The sequence below is a fragment of the Streptomyces sp. A1277 genome (assembly GCF_004795015.1).
Lineage (GTDB): Bacteria > Actinomycetota > Actinomycetes > Streptomycetales > Streptomycetaceae > Streptomyces.
On the sequence record NZ_SSBI01000061.1, the window covers coordinates 13,467 to 31,910 of the forward strand.

16 protein-coding genes and 1 pseudogene are annotated in these 18,444 nt (G+C 68.5%); 8 read left to right on the top strand and 9 right to left on the bottom strand.

The window, feature by feature from the left end:
• Window positions 1–56 precede the first annotated feature (56 nt).
• Together E6R18_RS30475 and E6R18_RS30480 are read right to left on the bottom strand one after the other, a co-directional pair.
• Window positions 57–1,139, bottom strand: a complete 1,083-nt coding sequence (locus E6R18_RS30475) for an inositol-3-phosphate synthase (protein ID WP_136320114.1) — start codon at window positions 1,137–1,139, stop codon at window positions 57–59.
• 62 nt (window positions 1,140–1,201) lie between these two features.
• Window positions 1,202–1,906: a PadR family transcriptional regulator gene (locus E6R18_RS30480; RefSeq protein ID WP_136320115.1), complete on the bottom strand. Its 705-nt coding sequence runs from the start codon at window positions 1,904–1,906 to the stop codon at window positions 1,202–1,204.
• 388 nt (window positions 1,907–2,294) lie between these two features.
• Here E6R18_RS30480 and E6R18_RS30490 point away from each other — a divergent pair, with 388 nt between their 5' ends.
• Both E6R18_RS30490 and E6R18_RS30495 read left to right on the top strand, forming a co-directional pair.
• A complete protein-coding gene (locus E6R18_RS30490) occupies window positions 2,295–5,048 on the top strand; it encodes a transglycosylase domain-containing protein (protein WP_240799903.1) in 2,754 nt (917 codons plus the stop codon).
• 136 nt (window positions 5,049–5,184) lie between these two features.
• The gene (locus E6R18_RS30495) at window positions 5,185–6,684 is read left to right on the top strand and encodes a glycosyltransferase 87 family protein (protein WP_168712480.1); all 1,500 of its coding nucleotides are present in this window, start codon (window positions 5,185–5,187) and stop codon (window positions 6,682–6,684) included.
• Between the two features lie 20 nt (window positions 6,685–6,704).
• Here E6R18_RS30495 and E6R18_RS30500 read toward each other — a convergent pair whose 3' ends face one another.
• From E6R18_RS30500 to E6R18_RS30510, 3 genes are all read right to left on the bottom strand, one after another.
• Entirely contained in the window at window positions 6,705–7,736 is a 1,032-nt protein-coding gene (locus tag E6R18_RS30500) for an alanine racemase (RefSeq protein WP_136320116.1), read from the bottom strand.
• Window positions 7,737–7,842: 106 nt separating this feature from the next.
• Window positions 7,843–8,961 carry a peptidoglycan bridge formation glycyltransferase FemA/FemB family protein gene (locus E6R18_RS30505; RefSeq protein WP_136320117.1) on the bottom strand — a complete coding sequence of 373 codons (1,119 nt, stop codon included), beginning with the start codon at window positions 8,959–8,961 and terminating at the stop codon, window positions 7,843–7,845.
• A gap of 187 nt (window positions 8,962–9,148) precedes the next feature.
• The gene (locus E6R18_RS30510; RefSeq protein WP_136320118.1) at window positions 9,149–9,463 is read right to left on the bottom strand and encodes a hypothetical protein; all 315 of its coding nucleotides are present in this window, start codon (window positions 9,461–9,463) and stop codon (window positions 9,149–9,151) included.
• A gap of 277 nt (window positions 9,464–9,740) precedes the next feature.
• Here E6R18_RS30510 and rpsF point away from each other — a divergent pair, with 277 nt between their 5' ends.
• The 4 genes from rpsF (at window position 9,741) to rplI (ending at window position 11,446) form a co-directional block, all read left to right on the top strand.
• The gene (rpsF, locus tag E6R18_RS30515; RefSeq protein ID WP_018101872.1) at window positions 9,741–10,031 is read left to right on the top strand and encodes a 30S ribosomal protein S6; all 291 of its coding nucleotides are present in this window, start codon (window positions 9,741–9,743) and stop codon (window positions 10,029–10,031) included.
• Between the two features lie 74 nt (window positions 10,032–10,105).
• Window positions 10,106–10,702, top strand: a complete 597-nt coding sequence (locus E6R18_RS30520) for a single-stranded DNA-binding protein (RefSeq protein WP_136320119.1) — start codon at window positions 10,106–10,108, stop codon at window positions 10,700–10,702.
• Between the two features lie 42 nt (window positions 10,703–10,744).
• Window positions 10,745–10,981, top strand: a complete 237-nt coding sequence (rpsR, locus tag E6R18_RS30525; protein ID WP_003967857.1) for a 30S ribosomal protein S18 — start codon at window positions 10,745–10,747, stop codon at window positions 10,979–10,981.
• Window positions 10,982–10,999: 18 nt separating this feature from the next.
• The gene (rplI, locus tag E6R18_RS30530; RefSeq protein ID WP_136320120.1) at window positions 11,000–11,446 is read left to right on the top strand and encodes a 50S ribosomal protein L9; all 447 of its coding nucleotides are present in this window, start codon (window positions 11,000–11,002) and stop codon (window positions 11,444–11,446) included.
• A gap of 153 nt (window positions 11,447–11,599) precedes the next feature.
• Here the strand turns inward: rplI and E6R18_RS30535 are convergent, their stop codons facing one another.
• Window positions 11,600–12,937, bottom strand: coding sequence for an MATE family efflux transporter (locus tag E6R18_RS30535; protein ID WP_136320121.1), 1,338 nt, complete (start codon window positions 12,935–12,937; stop codon window positions 11,600–11,602).
• A 459-nt stretch (window positions 12,938–13,396) separates the two neighbouring features.
• Here E6R18_RS30535 and dnaB point away from each other — a divergent pair, with 459 nt between their 5' ends.
• Entirely contained in the window at window positions 13,397–14,869 is a 1,473-nt protein-coding gene (dnaB, locus tag E6R18_RS30545) for a replicative DNA helicase (protein WP_136320122.1), read from the top strand.
• A 190-nt stretch (window positions 14,870–15,059) separates the two neighbouring features.
• Here the strand turns inward: dnaB and E6R18_RS35135 are convergent.
• Window positions 15,060–15,194: pseudogene (locus E6R18_RS35135) on the bottom strand (transcriptional regulator); the annotation flags it as partial.
• 139 nt (window positions 15,195–15,333) lie between these two features.
• On the opposite strand from E6R18_RS35135, the gene E6R18_RS30555 reads away from it, so the two are divergent.
• On the top strand, window positions 15,334–16,716 hold the full coding sequence (locus E6R18_RS30555; RefSeq protein ID WP_136320123.1) for a serine hydrolase domain-containing protein: 1,383 nt from the start codon (window positions 15,334–15,336) through the stop codon (window positions 16,714–16,716).
• Window positions 16,717–16,754: 38 nt separating this feature from the next.
• Here the strand turns inward: E6R18_RS30555 and E6R18_RS30560 are convergent, their stop codons facing one another.
• A complete protein-coding gene (locus E6R18_RS30560; protein WP_136320124.1) occupies window positions 16,755–17,918 on the bottom strand; it encodes a winged helix DNA-binding domain-containing protein in 1,164 nt (387 codons plus the stop codon).
• 35 nt (window positions 17,919–17,953) lie between these two features.
• Window positions 17,954–18,406 (bottom strand): GNAT family N-acetyltransferase, encoded by a 453-nt coding sequence (locus E6R18_RS30565; protein ID WP_136320125.1) that lies wholly within the window; start codon window positions 18,404–18,406, stop codon window positions 17,954–17,956.
• Between the last annotated feature and the right edge of the window lie 38 nt (window positions 18,407–18,444).

An 18,444-nucleotide genomic window follows, 5' to 3' on the forward strand; every position in this document is an offset into this window, starting at 1 on the left:
GATGCGGCAGGTGAGGAACGTTGCCGCACCTCACCCGCCCGGCTGACTCACGTGAGTCAGTTGGAGACCTCACCGCGGATGAACTTCTCGACGTTCTCGCGGGCCTCGTCGTCGAAGTACTGAACCGGCGGGGACTTCATGAAGTACGACGACGCCGAGAGGATCGGGCCACCGATGCCGCGGTCCTTGGCGATCTTCGCGGCACGGACGGCGTCGATGATGACACCGGCCGAGTTCGGGGAGTCCCAGACCTCGAGCTTGTACTCCAGGTTCAGCGGAACGTCACCGAAGGCGCGGCCCTCGAGGCGCACGTACGCCCACTTGCGGTCGTCCAGCCAGGCCACGTAGTCCGACGGGCCGATGTGGACGTTGTCCGCACCGAGGTCGCGGTCACGGATCTGCGAGGTGACGGCCTGCGTCTTGGAGATCTTCTTGGACTCCAGGCGCTCACGCTCGAGCATGTTCTTGAAGTCCATGTTGCCGCCGACGTTCAGCTGCATCGTGCGGTCCAGGATGACGCCCCGGTCCTCGAAGAGCTTCGCCATCACGCGGTGCGTGATGGTGGCGCCGACCTGCGACTTGATGTCGTCGCCGACGATCGGGACACCGGCCTCGGTGAACTTGTCCGCCCACTCCTTGGTGCCGGCGATGAAGACCGGGAGGGCGTTGACGAACGCGACCTTGGCGTCGATGGCGCACTGGGCGTAGAACTTCGCGGCGACCTCGGAACCCACGGGGAGGTAGCAGACGAGGACGTCGACCTTGCGGTCCTTGAGGATCTGGACGATGTCGACCGGGGCCTCGTCGGACTCCTCGATGGTCTGGCGGTAGTACTTGCCCAGGCCGTCGTGGGTGTGGCCGCGCTGGACGGTGACGCCGGCGTTCGGCACGTCGCAGAGCTTGATGGTGTTGTTCTCGCTCGCGCCGATGGCGTCCGAGAGGTCGAGGCCGACCTTCTTCGCGTCGACGTCGAAGGCGGCGACGAACTCGACGTCCCGCACGTGGTAGTCGCCGAACTGGACGTGCATCAGACCGGGCACCTTGCCGGCCGGATCGGCGTCCTTGTAGTACTCGACGCCCTGGACCAGCGAGGCGGCGCAGTTGCCCACGCCGACGATGGCTACGCGAACCGAACCCATTCCGGTTGCTCCCTGTGTGTAATGGATGTTTCTGATGAGCCCTCCGCGGATCTGCGGGGAGCTCACTTGGCGGTGTCGCCGGACGGATCCGGCGGGTTGTCACCCCGCCGGGGCAGGCCGTCCGGCTCTCCTGCGGTGTTCTGCTGAGCTGAGCCCTCGGGCGAGGATCGTCGCTGATCCCGTCCCGACCGCTCGCTCTCGATGAGCTCGTTCAGCCAGCGCACTTCGCGCTCCACGGACTCCATGCCGTGTCGCTGCAGCTCAAGTGTGTAGTCGTCGAGACGCTCGCGGGTGCGGGCCAGAGAGGCGCTCATCTTCTCGAGGCGCTCCTCCAGCCGGCTGCGGCGGCCTTCCAGCACCCGCATCCGCACGTCGTGCTCCGTCTGTCCGAAGAAGGCGAAACGAGCCGCGAAGTGCTCGTCCTCCCAGGAGTCGGGGCCGGTGTGCGAGAGCAGCTCCTCGAAGTGCTCCTTACCTTCCGCCGTCAACCGGTAGACGATCTTGGCGCGGCGCCCCGCGAGGGACGAGGCAGGAGCGACGGCCCGGCCGGAACCGGGTGCCGCCTCTGCCGGAGCATTCCCCGGTTCTTCGATCAACCAGCCGTTGGCGACCAGCGTCTTGAGGCAGGGGTAGAGGGTTCCGTAACTGAAGGCACGGAAGATCCCCAACGAAGTGTTGAGGCGTTTGCGCAGCTCGTAGCCGTGCATCGGAGATTCGCGGAGCAGTCCGAGGACGGCGAACTCAAGGATGCCGGAGCGTCTGCTCAACCTCGCCTCCTCCTTCTCCGAGTGCTTTCGCGGGCCCCTGTGCCGAGCCGATGTACCGAGCTGATGTATCGACTCGATACATCAGCACGATAGATCGGACTGCTCGTCGCGACAAGGGGAGCCTCAGTGAGCGGCGTCACATCGCTAATTCCTAGGAACCGACTTGCGTTGTTTGGGGTGAAGTTCGGTCCCAGGAGGGTTTTGACCGTGCGTAGTCTGTGCGGCATGCAGACCACCGGGAACCGCGAGACGCGCGGGCGCGTCAGTGCTCGCGGGCCAGCCGGATGCACTACGGGCAAGCCTGTCGCCGGGCTGGTCCGTCATTTCGGGGGACCGGATCTCACCTGCCGCTTCCAGGCGTTTCGCCTGCCCGAGGAGTAGTCGTTCGATGAGCGAGCACCGTCGCAAAACGTCGCAACCGCAAGGTGGCGGACGTGCCGCGGCCCGACGAGCCGCCCAGCAGTCCTCAGGACGCCGCGCAGCACCGTCACGCGGAGTCACCTCAGCTTCACCTTCCGACGCCCACCGCGAGGAAGCCCCCTACGGCGGGCGCGCCGCCGCCAGACGGGCCGCGCAGCGCGGCGGCGGAGGCCGCGGAGGTTCCGACGGCGGCGGTGGCCGGCGTCGCGGCGGCGGGGACGGAGGGGAGGAGGGCCCGGGCCGTGGACGCGGAGGCCGCCGACCGGCGAAGAAGCGCTTCATCGACTACCCGCGGGTCGGCAAGCAGGGCCTGCGGCGCTGGATGCCGTCGTGGAAGCTGGTCTCCGGCCTGTGCATCGGCTTCCTCGGCCTTCTGATGGGCCTCGCCGGCCTCGCGTACGCGATGGTCGCCAAGCCGGACATCAAGGCGGCCGCGAAGGCGGAGAACAACGTCTACTTCTGGAAGGACGGCACCCAGATGGTGGCGACCGGCGGTGAGGTCAACCGCCAGGTCATCGACTACGCCCAGATCCCCGAGGCGATGCGCAACGCCGTCATCTCCGCGGAGAACAAGTCCTTCGACAGCGACCACGGCATCGACCCGATGGGTATCGCCCGGGCCCTGTTCAACATGGCCAAGGGCGGCGAGACCCAGGGTGGGTCGACGATCACCCAGCAGTACGTGAAGAACTCGCGGCTCTCGCAGGAGCAGACCCTGAGCCGCAAGTTCGAGGAACTCTTCATCACGCTGAAGGTCGGCAGCGAGATGAAGAAGAAGGAGGTCATGGCCGGGTACCTCAACGTCTCGTACTACGGACGCGGAGCCTCGGGCCTGCAGGCCGCTGCCCGTACGTACTACGGCAAGGACGCCAAGGACCTGAACGCGAGCGAGTGCGCCTTCATGGCCAGCCTCCTCAAGGGCGCCAGCTACTACGACCCCGCGGGTGCGCCGGAGGTCGACCCGGTGCAGGCGACCGCGGAGAAGAATCTCGAGCGGGCGAAGAAGCGCTGGAACTGGATCCTCGACGAAGAGGTGAAGGACGGCCGGATGTCGCAGAAGGAGCGGGACGGGTACAAGGAGTTCCCTATGCCCGACAAGCCGAAGCGGAACGAGCAGCTGGGCGGCCAGATCGGCTACCTCGTCAACACCGCCAAGGCCGAGTTCCTCAACAACACCGACGTCACCAAGGACATGCTCGACCAGGGCGGCTACGAGATCCACACGACCTTCGACAGGAAGAAGGTCAATCAGCTCAGCAAGGCCGTCAAGAGGGTCTACGACGAGAACATCGACCCGAAGAAGCGCCCGGAGGACACCCACGTCCAGTTCGGCGGTTCGTCGGTGGACCCCAAGACCGGGGCCATCGAGGCGATCTACGGCGGCGAGGACGCGACGAAGCACTACACCAGCAACGCCGGTCCCACCGGCGCCGCGGTCGGCTCCACCTTCAAGCCCTTCGTGCTGGCAGCCGCCATGGAGTACGGCAAGCGGGACGCCTCGGGCGGTCCGGACCAGGGCGAGTCGCAGCGTACGAAGGTCTCGCCGCTGAGCATCTACAACGGTGCCGACAAGCTGAAGATCAAGAAGTACAACGGCGAGGTCTGGACCGACAAGGAGGGCAAGGAGTGGCTGCAGACCAACGACGACCACGAGTCGTACGGCAACATCACCCTTCGTGAGGCCATGCAGTGGTCGGCCAACTCGCCCTATGTGCAGCTGGGTATGGACGTCGGCACCGACAAGGTGAAGGAAGCGGCCATCGCGGCCGGCCTGAAGGACGACCAGTACATGGCGGACGCCAGCGTTCCGTCGTTCTCCATCGGTACGTCCTCGCCCAGCGCGACGAGCATGGCCGGCGCCTACGCCACCTTCGCGGCCCGGGGTCAGCAGCGTGAGCCCTTCTCCGTCACCGAGGTGAAGAAGAGCGGGAAGCCCGTCTACCAGCACAAGGTGGTCACCAAGAGCGCCTTCGACAGCGTCATCGCCGACAACGTCACGGACGTGCTGAAGAACGTCGTGGAGAAGGGGACCGGTACGTCGGCCAGGCTCACGGACCGCGAGGTCGCGGGCAAGACCGGTACGACCGACGACAACCTGTCCGCCTGGTTCGTCGGCTACACCCCGCAGCTCTCGACGGCGATCAGCATGTACCGGCTGGACGACGACGAGAAGAACAAGGACCGCGGGTTCGAGAAGATGTACGGCACCGGTGGACAGAACAAGATCCACGGTGCTTCTTTCCCCGCACAGGTCTGGCACGACTACATGGCCGAGGCCATGAAGGACCAAAAGGCCGTGGCCTTCCCCAAGGCGGAGCCGATCGGGGACAAGGTCTACGGCGGCGGCGCCTCCAAGAAGCCCAGCCCGACCCCCACTCCCACGCCGACCGCGTCCGAGACGACGACGCCGACCCCCACGCCGACCCCGACCCCGGACGCCCCGACCCCCGACCCGACCGACACCTGCGGTACGTGGGGCTGGAACTGCCAGAACAACGGCGGCGGCAATTCCACGGGCGGGGAGGACGGTGGCACGAACGTGGGCACGATCCAGGGCAACGACGGCGGTACGGGCACCGGAACCTCCGCCGGTACGACGGAGGGCGACGGCGGCTCCACTCCGGACCCCGGGACCGGCGGCAACGGCAACGGCAACGGGAACGGGAACGGGAACGGCAACAGCAACTCCAATGGGGCCTGGTTCGGTGACCCGGCCGGGTAGCGCCCGGCAGGCAACGCACCTCGCGCCCGGCGCACAGCCCGGCGCGAGGTGATCCGATCGAACGGACGAGGGCCGCGGCACCCCAGGTGCGGCGGTCCTCGTCGTTTCCACAGTCCCGTACGGCAGGATGTGCGGCATGCCAAGCGCAGAGGACACGAGCGTGCACCAGGAACGGGCCGTCGTACGGCCCACGCACCGCGACGAGGTCGCGGCGGCCGGCAGCGAGCTGATCGGTGGGAGGTCGGGGCGCTGGGCACGGCTCGGCACCACCGCACTCACCCCCGTGGGGGCCGTCGCACTGGTGGCCATCGGGATGTTCGCACTCGGCATGGTGCAGAAGCTGCCCTGCTACAACTGGGCCTGGTTCAGGGGCGCCGGCTCCCAGTACACCCACGCGTGCTACTCGGACATTCCGCACCTGTACTCGGGCCGTGGATTCGCCGACGGCCTGGTGCCGTACTTCGACCGGCTGCCGGGCGACATGCAGTTCCTGGAGTACCCCGTCCTCACAGGCGTGTTCATGCAGGTCGCCGCCTGGCTGACGCCGGGTGGGTCCCTCCAGGAACAGGAGCAGGCCTACTGGCTCGTCAACGCGGGCATGCTGATGATCTGCACCGCGGTGATCGCCGTGTGCGTCGTCCGCACACACCGGCGGCGCCCCTGGGACGGCCTCCTGGTGGCGCTCGCCCCCGCCTTCGCGCTCACCGCCACGATCAACTGGGACCTGCTGGCCGTCGCCCTCACGGCGGCGGCGATGCTGATGTGGTCCAGGAGCCGCCCGTTGGCGTTCGGCATCCTCGTCGGGCTGGCCACGGCAGCCAAGCTCTACCCCGTACTGCTGCTGGGGCCGGCGCTCGTGCTCTGCTGGCGGGCGGGCCGATGGCGGGAGTTCGGGGCGGCCGCTCTGGGCGCGGCCGGCTCCTGGCTGGTGGTCAATCTGCCAGTGATGATCTTCGCCCCGGAGGGATGGAAGAAGTTCTACACGTTCAGCGAGGAACGGTCGATCGACTTCGGGTCCTTCTGGCTGGTCATCACCCAACGCACCGGTGAGTCCATCGACGTCAGCACGGTCAACACCGTCTCGACACTGGCCACGGTCGTACTGTGCGCCGGCATCGGCGTCCTGACGCTGACGGCCCCGCGCCGGCCACGGTTCGCTCAGCTCGCCTTCCTCGTCGTCGCGGTGTTCATCCTCGTCAACAAGGTCTACTCACCGCAGTACGTGCTCTGGCTGATCCCCCTCGCCGCGCTGGCCAGGCCCCGCTGGCGGGACTTCCTGATCTGGCAGGCGTGCGAGGTCCTGTACTTCCTGGGGATCTGGATGTACCTCGCGTACACGACGAGCGGCGACAAGCACCAGGGGCTGCCGACGGAGGGCTACCAGCTCGCGATCGTCCTGCACCTGCTGGGCACGCTGTACCTGTGTGCCGTCGTCGTACGCGACATCCTGATGCCGGAGCGCGACGAGGCGCGGCGCGACGGCTCGGACGACCCGTCGGGCGGGGTGCTCGACGGGGCAGAGGACGCCTTCGTGCTGACCCGCCTCATCGAGACCCGCCCCGCACGCCGTGACGCGGCCATGGCCGAGGGCCCGCGGGTGGAGTGGGGTACGGCCGGCACGCCCGCCGCCGACTGAGCGCCGGGGCGGGCGCAGGCTCAGTGCTCGACGAGCCGGTCGTACTGCGTGGTCGTGTGACGCAGGTGGGCCACCAGCTCGTCGCCCACCCGAGGCTCCTCGGCGTCCGAGGGCACGAACAGGATCGACACCTGCATGTGCGGCGGTTCGGCGAACCAGCGCTGCTTGCCGGCCCAGACGAACGGCGACAGGTTGCGGTTCACGGTGGCCAGGCCCGCGCGGGCGACGCCCTTGGCACGCGGCATCACGCCGTGCAGCGCCTTCGGCGCCTCCAGGCCCACGCCGTGCGAGGTGCCGCCGGCCACGACGACCAGCCAGCCGTCGGACGCGGCCTTCTGCTGGCGGTAGCCGAACCGGTCGCCCTTGACGACGGGCGTGACGTCGAGCACCGCACCCCGGTACTCCGTCGCCTCGTGGTCGCCCAGCCAGAGCCGGGTACCGATCCGGGCACGGAAACGGGTCTGCGGGAACTGCTGCTGCAGCCGGGCCAGCTCCTCGGCCCGCAGATGGCTGACGAACATCGTGTGCAGCGGCAGCCGGGCCGCCCGGAGGCGGTCCATCCACGCGATGACCTCCTCCACGGCGTCCGAACCGTCGGTGCGGTCCAGCGGCAGGTGGAGGGCGAACCCTTCGAGGCGCACGTCCTCGATGGCGGCGTGCAGCTGCCCGAGTTCCTCCTCCTTGACCCCGTGGCGTTTCATCGAGCTCATGCACTCGATGACGACCCGGGCGCCCACCAGGGCGTGCACTCCGTCCACGGACGAGACGGACCGTACGACGCGGTCGGGCAGCGGCACCGGCTCCTCACCCCGCCGGAACGGCGTGAGCACGAGCAGGTCACCGCTGAACCAGTCCTTGATGCGGGCCGCCTCGTAGGTGGTGCCTACCGCGAGGATGTCGGAGCCGAAGCGGATCGCCTCGTCGGCCAGCCGCTCGTGGCCGAAGCCGTACCCGTTGCCCTTGCAGACCGGCACGATGCCCGGGAACTGGTCGAGAACGGATTTCTGGTGCGCCCGCCAGCGCGCGGTGTCGACGTACAGGGAGAGCGCCATGGCCGGTCCGGAACCCTTCTGGTGGTTGCGGTGAATCAGGGATGAGAAGCGTGTTCAGGCCCCATTGAAACGAATGAAGCCGGTTTCGTCAGCTGTGGGGCACGGATCAGCGGCGTGACATGTAGATGTCGAGCGCCTTGTGCAGGAGCTTGTTGAGCGGGAAGTCCCACTCACCGAGGTACTCGGCCGCCTGCCCGCCGGTGCCGACCTTGAACTGGATCAGGCCGAAGAGGTGGTCGGTCTCGTCCAGCGAGTCCGAGATGCCCCGCAGGTCGTAGACCGTGGCGCCCATGGCGTACGCGTCGCGCAGCATCCGCCACTGCATCGCGTTCGAGGGGCGGACCTCGCGCTTGTGGTTGGCCGAGGCGCCGTAGGAGTACCAGACGTGGCCGCCGACGATCAGCATGGTGGCCGCCGCGACGTTCTCGCCCTCGTGACGGGCGAAGTAGAGCCGCATCCGGTTGGGGTCCTCGTTGTTGAGGGCCGTCCACATGCGCTGGAAGTAGCCGAGGGGGCGCGGCCGGAAGTGGTCGCGCTCCGCCGTGATCTCGTACAGCCGCTGCCACTCGTCGAGCTCCGCGTAGCTGCCCTGGACGACCTCGACGCCGGCTTTCTCGGCCTTCTTGATGTTGCGCCGCCAGAGCTGGTTGAAGCCCTTGTGGACGTCTTCGAGGGAGCGGTTGGCCAGCGGCACCTGGAAGATGTAGCGGGGCTGCACGTCACCGAATCCGGCGCCGCCGTCCTCGCCCTGCTGCCAGCCCATCTTCCGCAGCCGGTCGGCGACCTCGAAGGCGCGCGGCTCGATGTGCGTGGCCTCGACGTCGCGCAGGCGCTTGACGTCGGGGTCCTGGATGCCGGCCTTGATGGCGGCCGCGTCCCAGCGGCGGATGACCACCGGCGGGCCCATCTTCACCGAGAAGGCGCCCTGCTGCTTGAGGTGCGCCAGCATCGGCTCCAGCCAGTCGTTCAGGTTCGGGGCGTACCAGTTGATGACCGGGCCTTCGGGCAGGTACGCCAGGTAGCGCTTGATCTTGGGCAGCTGCCGGTAGAGGACCAGGCCCACGCCGACGAGCTGGCCGGTCTTGTCGAACCAGCCCAGGCTCTCCGAGCGCCACTCGGCCTTCACATCCGCCCATGCCGGGACCTGCATGTGACTGGCCGCGGGCAGACTCTGGATGTACGCCAGATGTTGCTCTCGGCTGATGGTCCTCAGGGTCAGGCTCATGCGGGGCGCTCCTCGGCAGGTGTGTCCCCATCGGTCAGGGGCTCCGGCTCTCGCGCCGAAGCCTACTGTGGCCGGGAAGCGCGCGGTCTGGCCCCGTCGTACCCGTCCTGTTCCGTACGGCGTGCGGGAACGGCCCCGCCGGGTGACGAGGCCGCCCCGGGCCGCACGGGAGGCCGGGTCGGCGGCTTCAGCCGACCACGCCGCCGAACAGTCCGCCGTGGGCCATGCCAAGGAAGAACCCGAGAGCGGCCGCGCCCATCCCGATGATCAGCGGGAACCTCTCCCGCGTGGTCACGGAGATGTACTGGCCGTAGGCCCCCGTGAGGATGCCGATGAGGCCGGCCCACGAGCTGAGCAGATGCAGGTTGTGGAACATCGCCGACACGAAGGCGAGAGCGCCGAGGACCAGCGTGATCACGACGAGGGCGTTCTGCAGCGGATGGGGCCTGCCGTCCGTGGCGAAGAGGGAGACGGTAGGGCGGGTCCGCGTTGTCTGTGCCATGGAGTACCTCCTGGCCGAAAGGCGGCGTCTCGTGGCGCCGCTCACACCCGATGTGTACAGATTGCGTCCCCTGACCACCGGATTTCAACCGGAAGCCGGTCTGCGGGTACTCTGGTCGGTCTGCACCGGTGTCTGCCCAGGCCAACACAGCCGGCCCCTCCTCGCGGAGGGCGCTGTCAGTGGCGGCTGTTTTACTCGGGCACCGTTGCTCAACGCATCACGACCCTCCTGCCACGGAACGACCGTGGCCGCTGAGTCCAAAGGAGGTGGGTTCCACATGCGTCACTACGAGGTGATGGTCATCCTCGACCCCGATCTCGAGGAGCGAGCAGTCTCCCCGCTGATCGAGAACTTCCTCTCCGTCGTCCGTGAGGGCGAAGGAAAGGTTGAGAAGGTCGACACCTGGGGCCGTCGTCGTCTCGCTTACGAGATCAAGAAGAAGCCCGAGGGCATCTACTCGGTCATCGACCTGCAGGCCGAGCCTGCGGTCGTCAAGGAGCTCGACCGCCAGATGAACCTGAACGAGTCGGTCCTCCGGACCAAGGTCCTCCGCCCCGAGATCCACTGAGCTTCTAGCTCAGCGGTCATCGGGTCCGAGTAGCAGCAAGCAGCCAGAAGAAATCCCCGCCGAGAGGTTCACCCATGGCAGGCGAGACCGTCATCACGGTCGTCGGCAATCTCGTCGACGACCCCGAGCTGCGCTTCACCCCGTCCGGTGCGGCGGTCGCGAAGTTCCGTGTCGCGTCCACTCCCCGCATCTTCGACCGGCAGACCAATGAGTGGAAGGACGGCGAAGGGCTGTTCCTCACCTGCTCGGTCTGGCGGCAGGCGGCGGAGAACGTCGCCGAGTCGCTCACGCGAGGCATGCGCGTTGTCGTGCAGGGCCGGCTGAAGCAGCGGTCGTACGAAGACCGCGAGGGCGTCAAGCGCACGGTCTACGAGCTGGATGTCGAGGAAGTCGGCCCCAGCCTCAAGAACGCCACTGCCAAGGTCACCAAGACCACGGGTCGTGGTGGCCAGGGCGGCCAGGGTGGATACGGCGGCGGCCAGCAGGGCGGCGGTAACTGGGGCGGCGGTCCCGGTGGTGGCCAGCAGGGTGGTGGCGGCGCTCCCGCCGACGACCCGTGGGCCACGAGCGCTCCGGCCGGCGGCCAGGGCGGGGGCCAGCAAGGCGGAGGCAGCTGGGGTGGAAACTCCGGCGGCTCCGGCGGCGGCTACTCGGACGAGCCCCCCTTCTAGGGAGCTCGTACCCCCACTTCTTGATCACACAGGAGAAACACCATGGCGAAGCCGCCTGTGCGCAAGCCTAAGAAGAAGGTCTGCGCGTTCTGCAAGGACAAGACCCAGTACGTGGACTACAAGGACACGAACATGCTGCGGAAGTTCATTTCCGACCGCGGCAAGATCCGTGCCCGCCGCGTCACCGGCAACTGCACGCAGCACCAGCGTGACGTCGCCACGGCAGTCAAGAACAGCCGTGAGATGGCGCTGCTGCCCTACACGTCCACCGCGCGATAAGGGAAGGGTGACCGAATCATGAAGATCATCCTCACCCACGAGGTCTCCGGCCTCGGTACTGCTGGTGACGTTGTCGACGTCAAGGACGGGTTCGCCCGTAACTACCTGGTTCCGCGTGGCTTCGCCATCCGCTGGACCAAGGGTGGCGAGAAGGACGTGGCGCAGATCCGCCGCGCCCGCAAGATCCACGAGATCGCCACGATCGAGCAGGCCAACGAGATCAAGTCCAAGCTCGAGGCCGTGAAGGTCCGTCTGGCCGTTCGCTCCGGCGACGCCGGTCGTCTCTTCGGCTCCGTCACCCCGGCCGACATCGCCTCGGCGATCAAGGCCGCCGGTGGCCCGGACGTGGACAAGCGTCGCGTCGAGCTCGGCTCGCCGATCAAGACGCTCGGCGGACACCAGGTGTCCGTGCGTCTGCACCCCGAGGTCGCTGCGAAGCTCGGCATCGAGGTTGTTGCCGCCTGATCAGGCCGCACCTCAGCAGAACAGTGAAGGGCCGCACCCCCTGGGTGCGGCCCTTCACTGTTTCACGTGAAACGACCCTCCGCTGTTTCACGTGAAACATGTGCCGAACGAGGCTGCGGGCCTGGGCCGTGAGCCTGCCCGGTGCTCTCGCGGTCAGCGGATCGCGCCGGTGACCAACCATTTGCCCGAGCGGGTACGGAGCCAGAGCGTCGCCATCCGCACGAGCATCATCAGCGCCATCGCGCACCACAGCGCGCCCAGGCCGCCGCCGAGAGCGGGGACCAGGAGTGCCGCCGGGGCGAAGACGGCGAGAGTCACGATCATGGCCCAGGCCAGATAAGGTCCGTCGCCGGCGCCCATCAGTACGCCGTCCAGGATGAAGACGACCCCGGCGACCGGCTGGGTGGCGGCGACCACCAGGAGGGCCGGGAGCAGGGCGTCCTGCACCGAGGTGTCGCTGGTGAACAGAGGCACGAACAAGGGGCGGGCCAGGACGATCAGCACGCCGAGGACCACGCCGGACGCGACACCCCACTCCACCATGCGGCGGCACGCCTCACGTGCCCCTCGGGTGTCGTTCGCCCCCAGGTAGCGCCCGATGATGGCCTGCCCCGCAATGGCGATGGCGTCCAGGGCGAAGGCCATCAGGCTCCAGAGCGAGAGGATGATCTGGTGCGCGGCGATATCGGTGTCGCCGAGCCGGGCGGCGACCGCGGTGGCGATGAGCAGGACGGTGCGGAGCGACAGCGTTCGGACCAGGAGGGGCACGCCCGCCTGGGCGCATGCCTTGATGCCAGCGGCGTCGGGGCGCAGGGAGGCGCCGTGCCGCCGGGCACCGCGGACCACGACGACGAGATAGGCGGCGGCCATCGCGAGCTGGGCGATGACCGTGCCCCAGGCGGAGCCGGCGATGCCGAGGCCGGCGCCGTAGACGAGACCGGCGTTGAGGGCCGCGTTGGCGGCGAAGCCACCGACTGCGACATAGAGCGGGGTGCGGGTGTCCTGGAGGCCCCTGAGCACGCCGGTCGCGGCCATGACCACCAGCATTGCGGGGATGCCGAGGCTGGAGACCCGGAGGTAGGTGACGGCGTAGGGGGCGGCGGTGTGGGAGGCGCCGAATACGTCCACGAGCCAGGGGGCCAGAGGGAGCGTCACGGCGATTACGGCGAGACCGAGCAGGAGCGCGAGCCAGATGCCGTCCATGCCCTGGCGGATCGCGGCGGCGAGATCACCGGCGCCGACGCGTCGGGCGACGGCTGCCGTGGTGGCGTAGGCCAGGAAGACGAAGATGCTCACGGCGGTCGTCAGCAGTGCGGCGGCGACGGCGAGACCGGCCAGTTGCGGGGTGCCGAGATGACCGACGATCGCGCTGTCGACCATGACGAAAAGAGGTTCGGCAACGAGCGCGCCGAAGGCGGGGACGGCGAGCGCGATGATCTCGCGATCGTGCCGTCGGCGACGGGACGTCGGGGTCCCCGGTGCCTGGATCATGGCAGCCAATCTAATCTTCCACAGGTAATAGATGCAATCCCCTTGGGGCCCTTACATTTTCTCTCCTGTGGATATCTCCTGTGTGCGACATGCCGTGATCTCGGCCTGCCCCCCAAACTTTTTCTCTCCCACAGCCGGTGGATGGTGAACGTGCAGGTCAAAGCCGTGTTGGGGAAGCCGCTATGAGTTTGTCCACAGTGCTGTCCCCCGCTCCGTGCACAGGTTCTGGGGACTTCTCCACAGCATCTGGTCCGTCGTCCACAAGCCCTGTGGATAACCAGATTGGCTGACGGTGCCGAGCCGCCTACCGTAGTGCGGCGCCCCCACCCCGTTTCGGCTCTGCGAGATCGCAGAACTCGACACACCGGAACCGGAGTCGGGGGTCTTGTTTGTCGGTGCCGTGCCGTAAGAAAGAGTGGCACGGCTAGGTCCGCGGAGCGGACGGGAGGAGGTGGCCGGGTGAGCATTCCCGAACCCTTGGACGACCCTTGGGCCGACACCGGCCCCAGTGACCGGCTGCCCGTTTCCCGTCAGCGCCGGAGTGAGGACCGGGGCGAGCGGCACGACCGCGGCCGGGAGAGCCAGGACTGGGAGGGTGGCTCATCGGGGTTCGAGCGGGTGCCTCCCCAGGACCTCGACGCCGAGCAGTCCGTCCTCGGCGGCATGCTCCTGTCCAAGGACGCCATCGCCGATGTCGTGGAGATCATCAAGGGCCACGACTTCTACCGCCCCGCGCACGAGACCGTCTACCAGGCGATCCTCGACCTCTATGCCAAGGGCGAGCCGGCCGACCCGATCACTGTGGCCGCCGAGCTGGTCAAGCGCGGCGAGATCACCAAGGTGGGCGGCGCCCCGTATCTGCACACCCTGGTCCAGTCGGTGCCGACCGCGGCCAACGCCTCGTACTACGCGGAGATCGTTCACGAGCGGGCGGTCCTGCGACGGCTCGTCGAGGCCGGTACGAAGATCACGCAGATGGGATACGCGGCCGACGGCGACGTCGACGACATCGTCAACTCCGCGCAGGCCGAGATCTACGCCGTCACCGAGCAGCGGACCAGTGAGGACTACCTGCCGCTCGGCGACATCATGGAAGGCGCCCTCGACGAGATCGAGGCGATCGGTTCCCGAAGCGGCGAGATGACGGGTGTGCCCACGGGGTTCACCGACCTCGATGCCCTGACCAACGGGCTGCACCCGGGTCAGATGGTGGTCATCGCAGCGCGTCCCGCCATGGGTAAGTCCACCCTCGCGCTGGACTTCGCCCGGGCCTGCTCGATCAAGAGCAACCTCCCCAGTGTGATCTTCTCCCTGGAAATGGGGCGGAACGAGATCGCCATGCGCCTGCTGTCCGCCGAGGCACGGGTCGCCCTGCACCACATGCGTTCCGGCACGATGACCGACGAGGACTGGACGCGGCTGGCTCGGCGGATGCCGGACGTCTCCGCGGCCCCTCTCTACATCGACGACTCCCCCAACCTCTCCATGATGGAGATCCGGGCGAAGTGCCGCCGCCTCAAGCAGCGCAACGACCTCAAGCTCGTGGTCATCGACTACCTGCAGCTGATGCAGTCCGGCGGCTCCAAGCGCGCCGAGAGCCGCCAGCAGGAAGTCTCGGACATGTCGCGAAACCTCAAGCTGCTCGCCAAGGAACTGCAGCTGCCGGTCATCGCGCTCTCCCAGCTGAACCGTGGACCCGAGCAGCGCACCGACAAGAAGCCGATGGTCTCCGACCTCCGCGAGTCCGGCTCCATCGAGCAGGACGCCGACATGGTGATCCTGCTGCACCGCGAGGATGCCTACGAGAAGGAGTCGCCCCGCGCCGGCGAGGCGGACCTGATCGTGGCCAAGCACCGAAACGGCCCGACGGCGACGATCACGGTCGCCTTCCAGGGCCACTACTCGCGCTTCGTGGACATGGCGCAGACCTGATCGGCACTTTTGCGGGATCTCAGATCGGCCAGCCAATTCTCGCGGCCGGTGGCCGTTGCGTGGCCGTTGCGTGGCCGATCGGCCACGCGACTGGGACTGGCTGGGCAGCCTGTTCACTCGGCGGCGTGAGCCACACGCGGGACAGGCTGAGGGGCTGGGGCGCTCAGCTGCTTCGCTTGACCTGTTGCGCTCAGCCGCTCCGTGGCGGATGCCGCGCCGACTGCGAGCCGTTGTGTGACCGATCGAACAGGTCCGTCAGCGGCGCGCCGATGTCCTGGCCGAACTCAGTCAGCCCGTAGGTGACTTGGGGCGGCGTCGGCGGCTCGCTGAGCGCGTGCCGGGCGGCACGCCTCACTGCAGACTCACCCACTGTCCTTCTCGCGCGCCGGCGCCACGAGTCACGGGAGCCGTTGCGACCGGGAAATGGAGTCGCCATACGGGGACTCGGGCGGTAGTTGTTGACGATGACTTCTCCCGCTGAACAGTTGCTTCCCGGTACCCGGCGCGCATTGCTGCACCGCGTCGCCACCGCCCAGGCCGAAGGCCGTACCCCCTCTCTGGTCGCCGCGGTACAGCGGCAGGGGCAGAGCGTGTGGGACGGCTCCCGCAGCTGTGTCGACGGCCATGCTCCGGACTCCGACACGCAGTTCAGGATCGGCTCCCTCACCAAGACGTTCACCGCGGTGCTGGTGCTTCGACTGCGCGACGAGGGGCTTCTCGATCTGGCCGACCCGCTGGAGAAGCACCTGCCCGGCACCGGGGCGGGCGACGTCACCGTCCATCAGCTGCTGGGGCACAGCGCCGGGCTCGGGGCCGAGACGACCGCACCCTGGTGGGAGCGGACTCCTGGCAGCCTGCGCCCCACTCTTGCGGATGTGCTCGGTGAGCAGATCGCGATGCACCCGCCCGGCCACCGCCACCACTACTCCAACCCGGGCTACACCCTGCTCGGTTCACTGGTGGAGGCCGTACGCGGGGCGTCCTGGGCAGAGGTGCTGCGCCGTGAGGCGCTGGAGCCCCTGGGCATGCACCGCACATCTCCCCGGCCACAGGCTCCGCACGCCGACGGCTGGGCGGTCCACCCCTGGGCCGATGCCCTGCTGCCCGAACCGGCCGAGGATTTGGGCCTGATGGCGCCGGCTGGGCAGCTCTGGTCCACCACCGCCGACCTGCTCCGCTTCGCCGCCTTCCTCGCCGAGGGAGACGACCGGGTGCTCTGTGCCGCGTCGGTGGAGGAGATGAAGCGGCCTTCGACGCCCCTGGAGCGGGATGACTGGGACGGGTGCTACGGCCTGGGGCTCCAGCTGATCCGGAGGAAGGGCCGCACCTTCTACGGACACACGGGCTCGCTCCCGGGCTTCTTGGCCACCCTCTGGGTCAGCGCCGAGGACGACGTGGCAGCCGTTGTGCTCGTCAACGCCACCTCGGGACTGCCGATCGGCGAGGTGGCCGCCGACCTGGTGGACATCGTCGCCGAGGCCGAGCCCCGGATTCCCGAACCGTGGCGGCCCCTGCCCGAGGTCGACCCGGAACTCCTCGCCCTGACCGGTGCGTGGTACTGGGCCACGCGCGCCAACGTCCTGCATCTGACCGCCGACCGCGGGCTCGAACTGCGTCCGGTCAACGGCCAGGGCCGAGGCGCCCGTTTCGCCGCGCGTCCCGATGGCACCTGGGTCGGACTGGACGGCTACTACGCGGGGGAGACGCTGCGGATCGTGCGGAACGACGACGGCACCGTCAACCACCTCGACGTGGGGTCGTTCGTCTTCACCCGTGAGCCGTACGATCCGGAGGCGGCCGTGCCGGGGGGCGTGGACAAGGAGGGGTGGCGGGGCCTGGAGAACTGAGAGCCGCCCGTTTCACGTGAAACAGGCGGCCCGGCGGCTCAGGCCGTCAACTCCCGTTCCAGAGGGGTCCGGAAGCGCGGTGTGATCCGGGCTTCCCCCATCCAGGCCGACATCCGGGATGCCTCGGCCTCGATCGCCGTCGAGGCATCCCGGCCGGCATCCGTCAGTAGACGCCAGACCGGCTCGCCGTCGCCACGCTGCGCCCAGCCACCCACGATCCGGCCGTCCCACCACACCGTGGGCCCGATGTTGCCGGAGCGGTCGAAGAACGCCGCTCGATGCTCTGACGGCAGATGGAAGCCGCGATCCGCCCAGCCCATCGCGCTCGGGTCGAGCGCGGGCAGCAGAGCCGCCCACGGCGCGGGTGCCGGCTCAAGCTCGGCGTCCCCGTGGGCCACCCAGGCGACGGTTCCGCTGTCGAGCCGTACCTCTTCGGCGTCGACCGCAGTCAGCGCCGTGCGGACTTCGCGGGTCCCCCAGCCGGTCCACCACTTGAGGTCGGCCTCGGTGGCGGGTCCGTACGCCCGGAGCCAGCACAGGGCCAGTTCCGCCTGGGCTCGGGCCGTCTCCTCCACTGGCCGGGGCCGGGCGGGCGCCCAGCGGAACTGGCTGGAGGTCCAGGAACCCCGTGGCCGGTCCCGCCGGATTTTCCCCTCTGCGGCCAGCACCCGGATCACGCGGGTGGCGACACCCTGTACCGCCTCCTGCTTCTTCCCGGGAAACAGCGTGATCTTGGTGCGGAGTGCGGCCACACCGGCGGCGAGTTCACTGCCGGAGACCGGGCCACTGCGGTCGAGGAACGCGAGGGCGCTTCGCTCCGCCTCGTTCAGCCAGCGCTCATCCAGGCCGTTGCCGTCCTCCCGCAGGTGCTTGAGCAGGGTCCGGCGCTCCTTCGCGGCCACAGCGCGTGCGTTCGCGGCCTCGACGCGTGGGGCCAGCTCGTCCGATACGACGAAGAGGGTGTTGCGCATGGAGAGCATCCGCACCAGCGAGAGGTCCTCGTAGAGGCACCGTTCTACGGCGGCGACGCAAGGGCCGGTGAGCCGGGCGCAGACGGAGAGGAAGACGGTGGCCGCATCGGTCGCGTGGAGGGCGACGAGGGCGTCGGCCACCACCACGGGCGACTGCGCGCGTGCCTCGCAAGCCAGCAGATGGCGGCGGCCGATCCGGATGCGCCGTTGTTCGTCACTGATGCGTTGCAAGGCGGCTCCTCGGGGACGCGGAGGGCAGACGGGGTTCAGAGGGCGAGCTTGAAGCCCACATGGCTGGCCACGAAGCCGAGCCGCTCGTAGAAGCGGTGCGCGTCGGTGCGGGACACATCGGAGGTGAGCTGGACCAGTTGGCAGCCCTGGCGACGGGATTCGTCCACGGCCCACTGGATCAGCCGGGTACCGAGACCGCTTCCGCGTTCGTCCGCGTGGATGCGGACCCCCTCGATCACGGAACGGGTCGAACCGCGCCGGGAGAGCCCCGGGATCACTGTCAGCTGCAGGGTGCCGACGACGCGGTCCGCGCGCACGGCGACCATCATGTGCTGGTTCGGATCGTCCGCCAGCCGCCCGAGCGCGGCCCGGTAAGGGGTGAGGTCGTCCGGTGACTCGCGCCGTGCTCCCAGCGGGTCGTCGGCGAGCAGTGCCACGATTGCGGCCAGGTCGTCGGCTGTCGCCGGGCGTATGTCCAAATCGGTCATGATCCGCAGCCTACGCAGTCGGCGGGACGGGTTATGCG

Coding starts and splice junctions, on each gene's coding strand:
- E6R18_RS30565 (WP_136320125.1), bottom strand. CDS start 18,406: ATGACCGATTTGGACATACGCCCGGCGACAGCCGACGACCTGGCCGCA.
- E6R18_RS30505 (WP_136320117.1), bottom strand. CDS start 8,961: ATGAGCCTGACCCTGAGGACCATCAGCCGAGAGCAACATCTGGCGTAC.
- rpsR (WP_003967857.1), top strand. CDS start 10,745: ATGGCGAAGCCGCCTGTGCGCAAGCCTAAGAAGAAGGTCTGCGCGTTC.
- E6R18_RS30520 (WP_136320119.1), top strand. CDS start 10,106: ATGGCAGGCGAGACCGTCATCACGGTCGTCGGCAATCTCGTCGACGAC.
- E6R18_RS30475 (WP_136320114.1), bottom strand. CDS start 1,139: ATGGGTTCGGTTCGCGTAGCCATCGTCGGCGTGGGCAACTGCGCCGCC.
- rpsF (WP_018101872.1), top strand. CDS start 9,741: ATGCGTCACTACGAGGTGATGGTCATCCTCGACCCCGATCTCGAGGAG.
- E6R18_RS30500 (WP_136320116.1), bottom strand. CDS start 7,736: ATGGCGCTCTCCCTGTACGTCGACACCGCGCGCTGGCGGGCGCACCAG.
- E6R18_RS30490 (WP_240799903.1), top strand. CDS start 2,295: ATGAGCGAGCACCGTCGCAAAACGTCGCAACCGCAAGGTGGCGGACGT.
- E6R18_RS30535 (WP_136320121.1), bottom strand. CDS start 12,937: ATGATCCAGGCACCGGGGACCCCGACGTCCCGTCGCCGACGGCACGAT.
- E6R18_RS30495 (WP_168712480.1), top strand. CDS start 5,185: ATGCCAAGCGCAGAGGACACGAGCGTGCACCAGGAACGGGCCGTCGTA.
- E6R18_RS30555 (WP_136320123.1), top strand. CDS start 15,334: ATGACTTCTCCCGCTGAACAGTTGCTTCCCGGTACCCGGCGCGCATTG.
- rplI (WP_136320120.1), top strand. CDS start 11,000: ATGAAGATCATCCTCACCCACGAGGTCTCCGGCCTCGGTACTGCTGGT.
- E6R18_RS30510 (WP_136320118.1), bottom strand. CDS start 9,463: ATGGCACAGACAACGCGGACCCGCCCTACCGTCTCCCTCTTCGCCACG.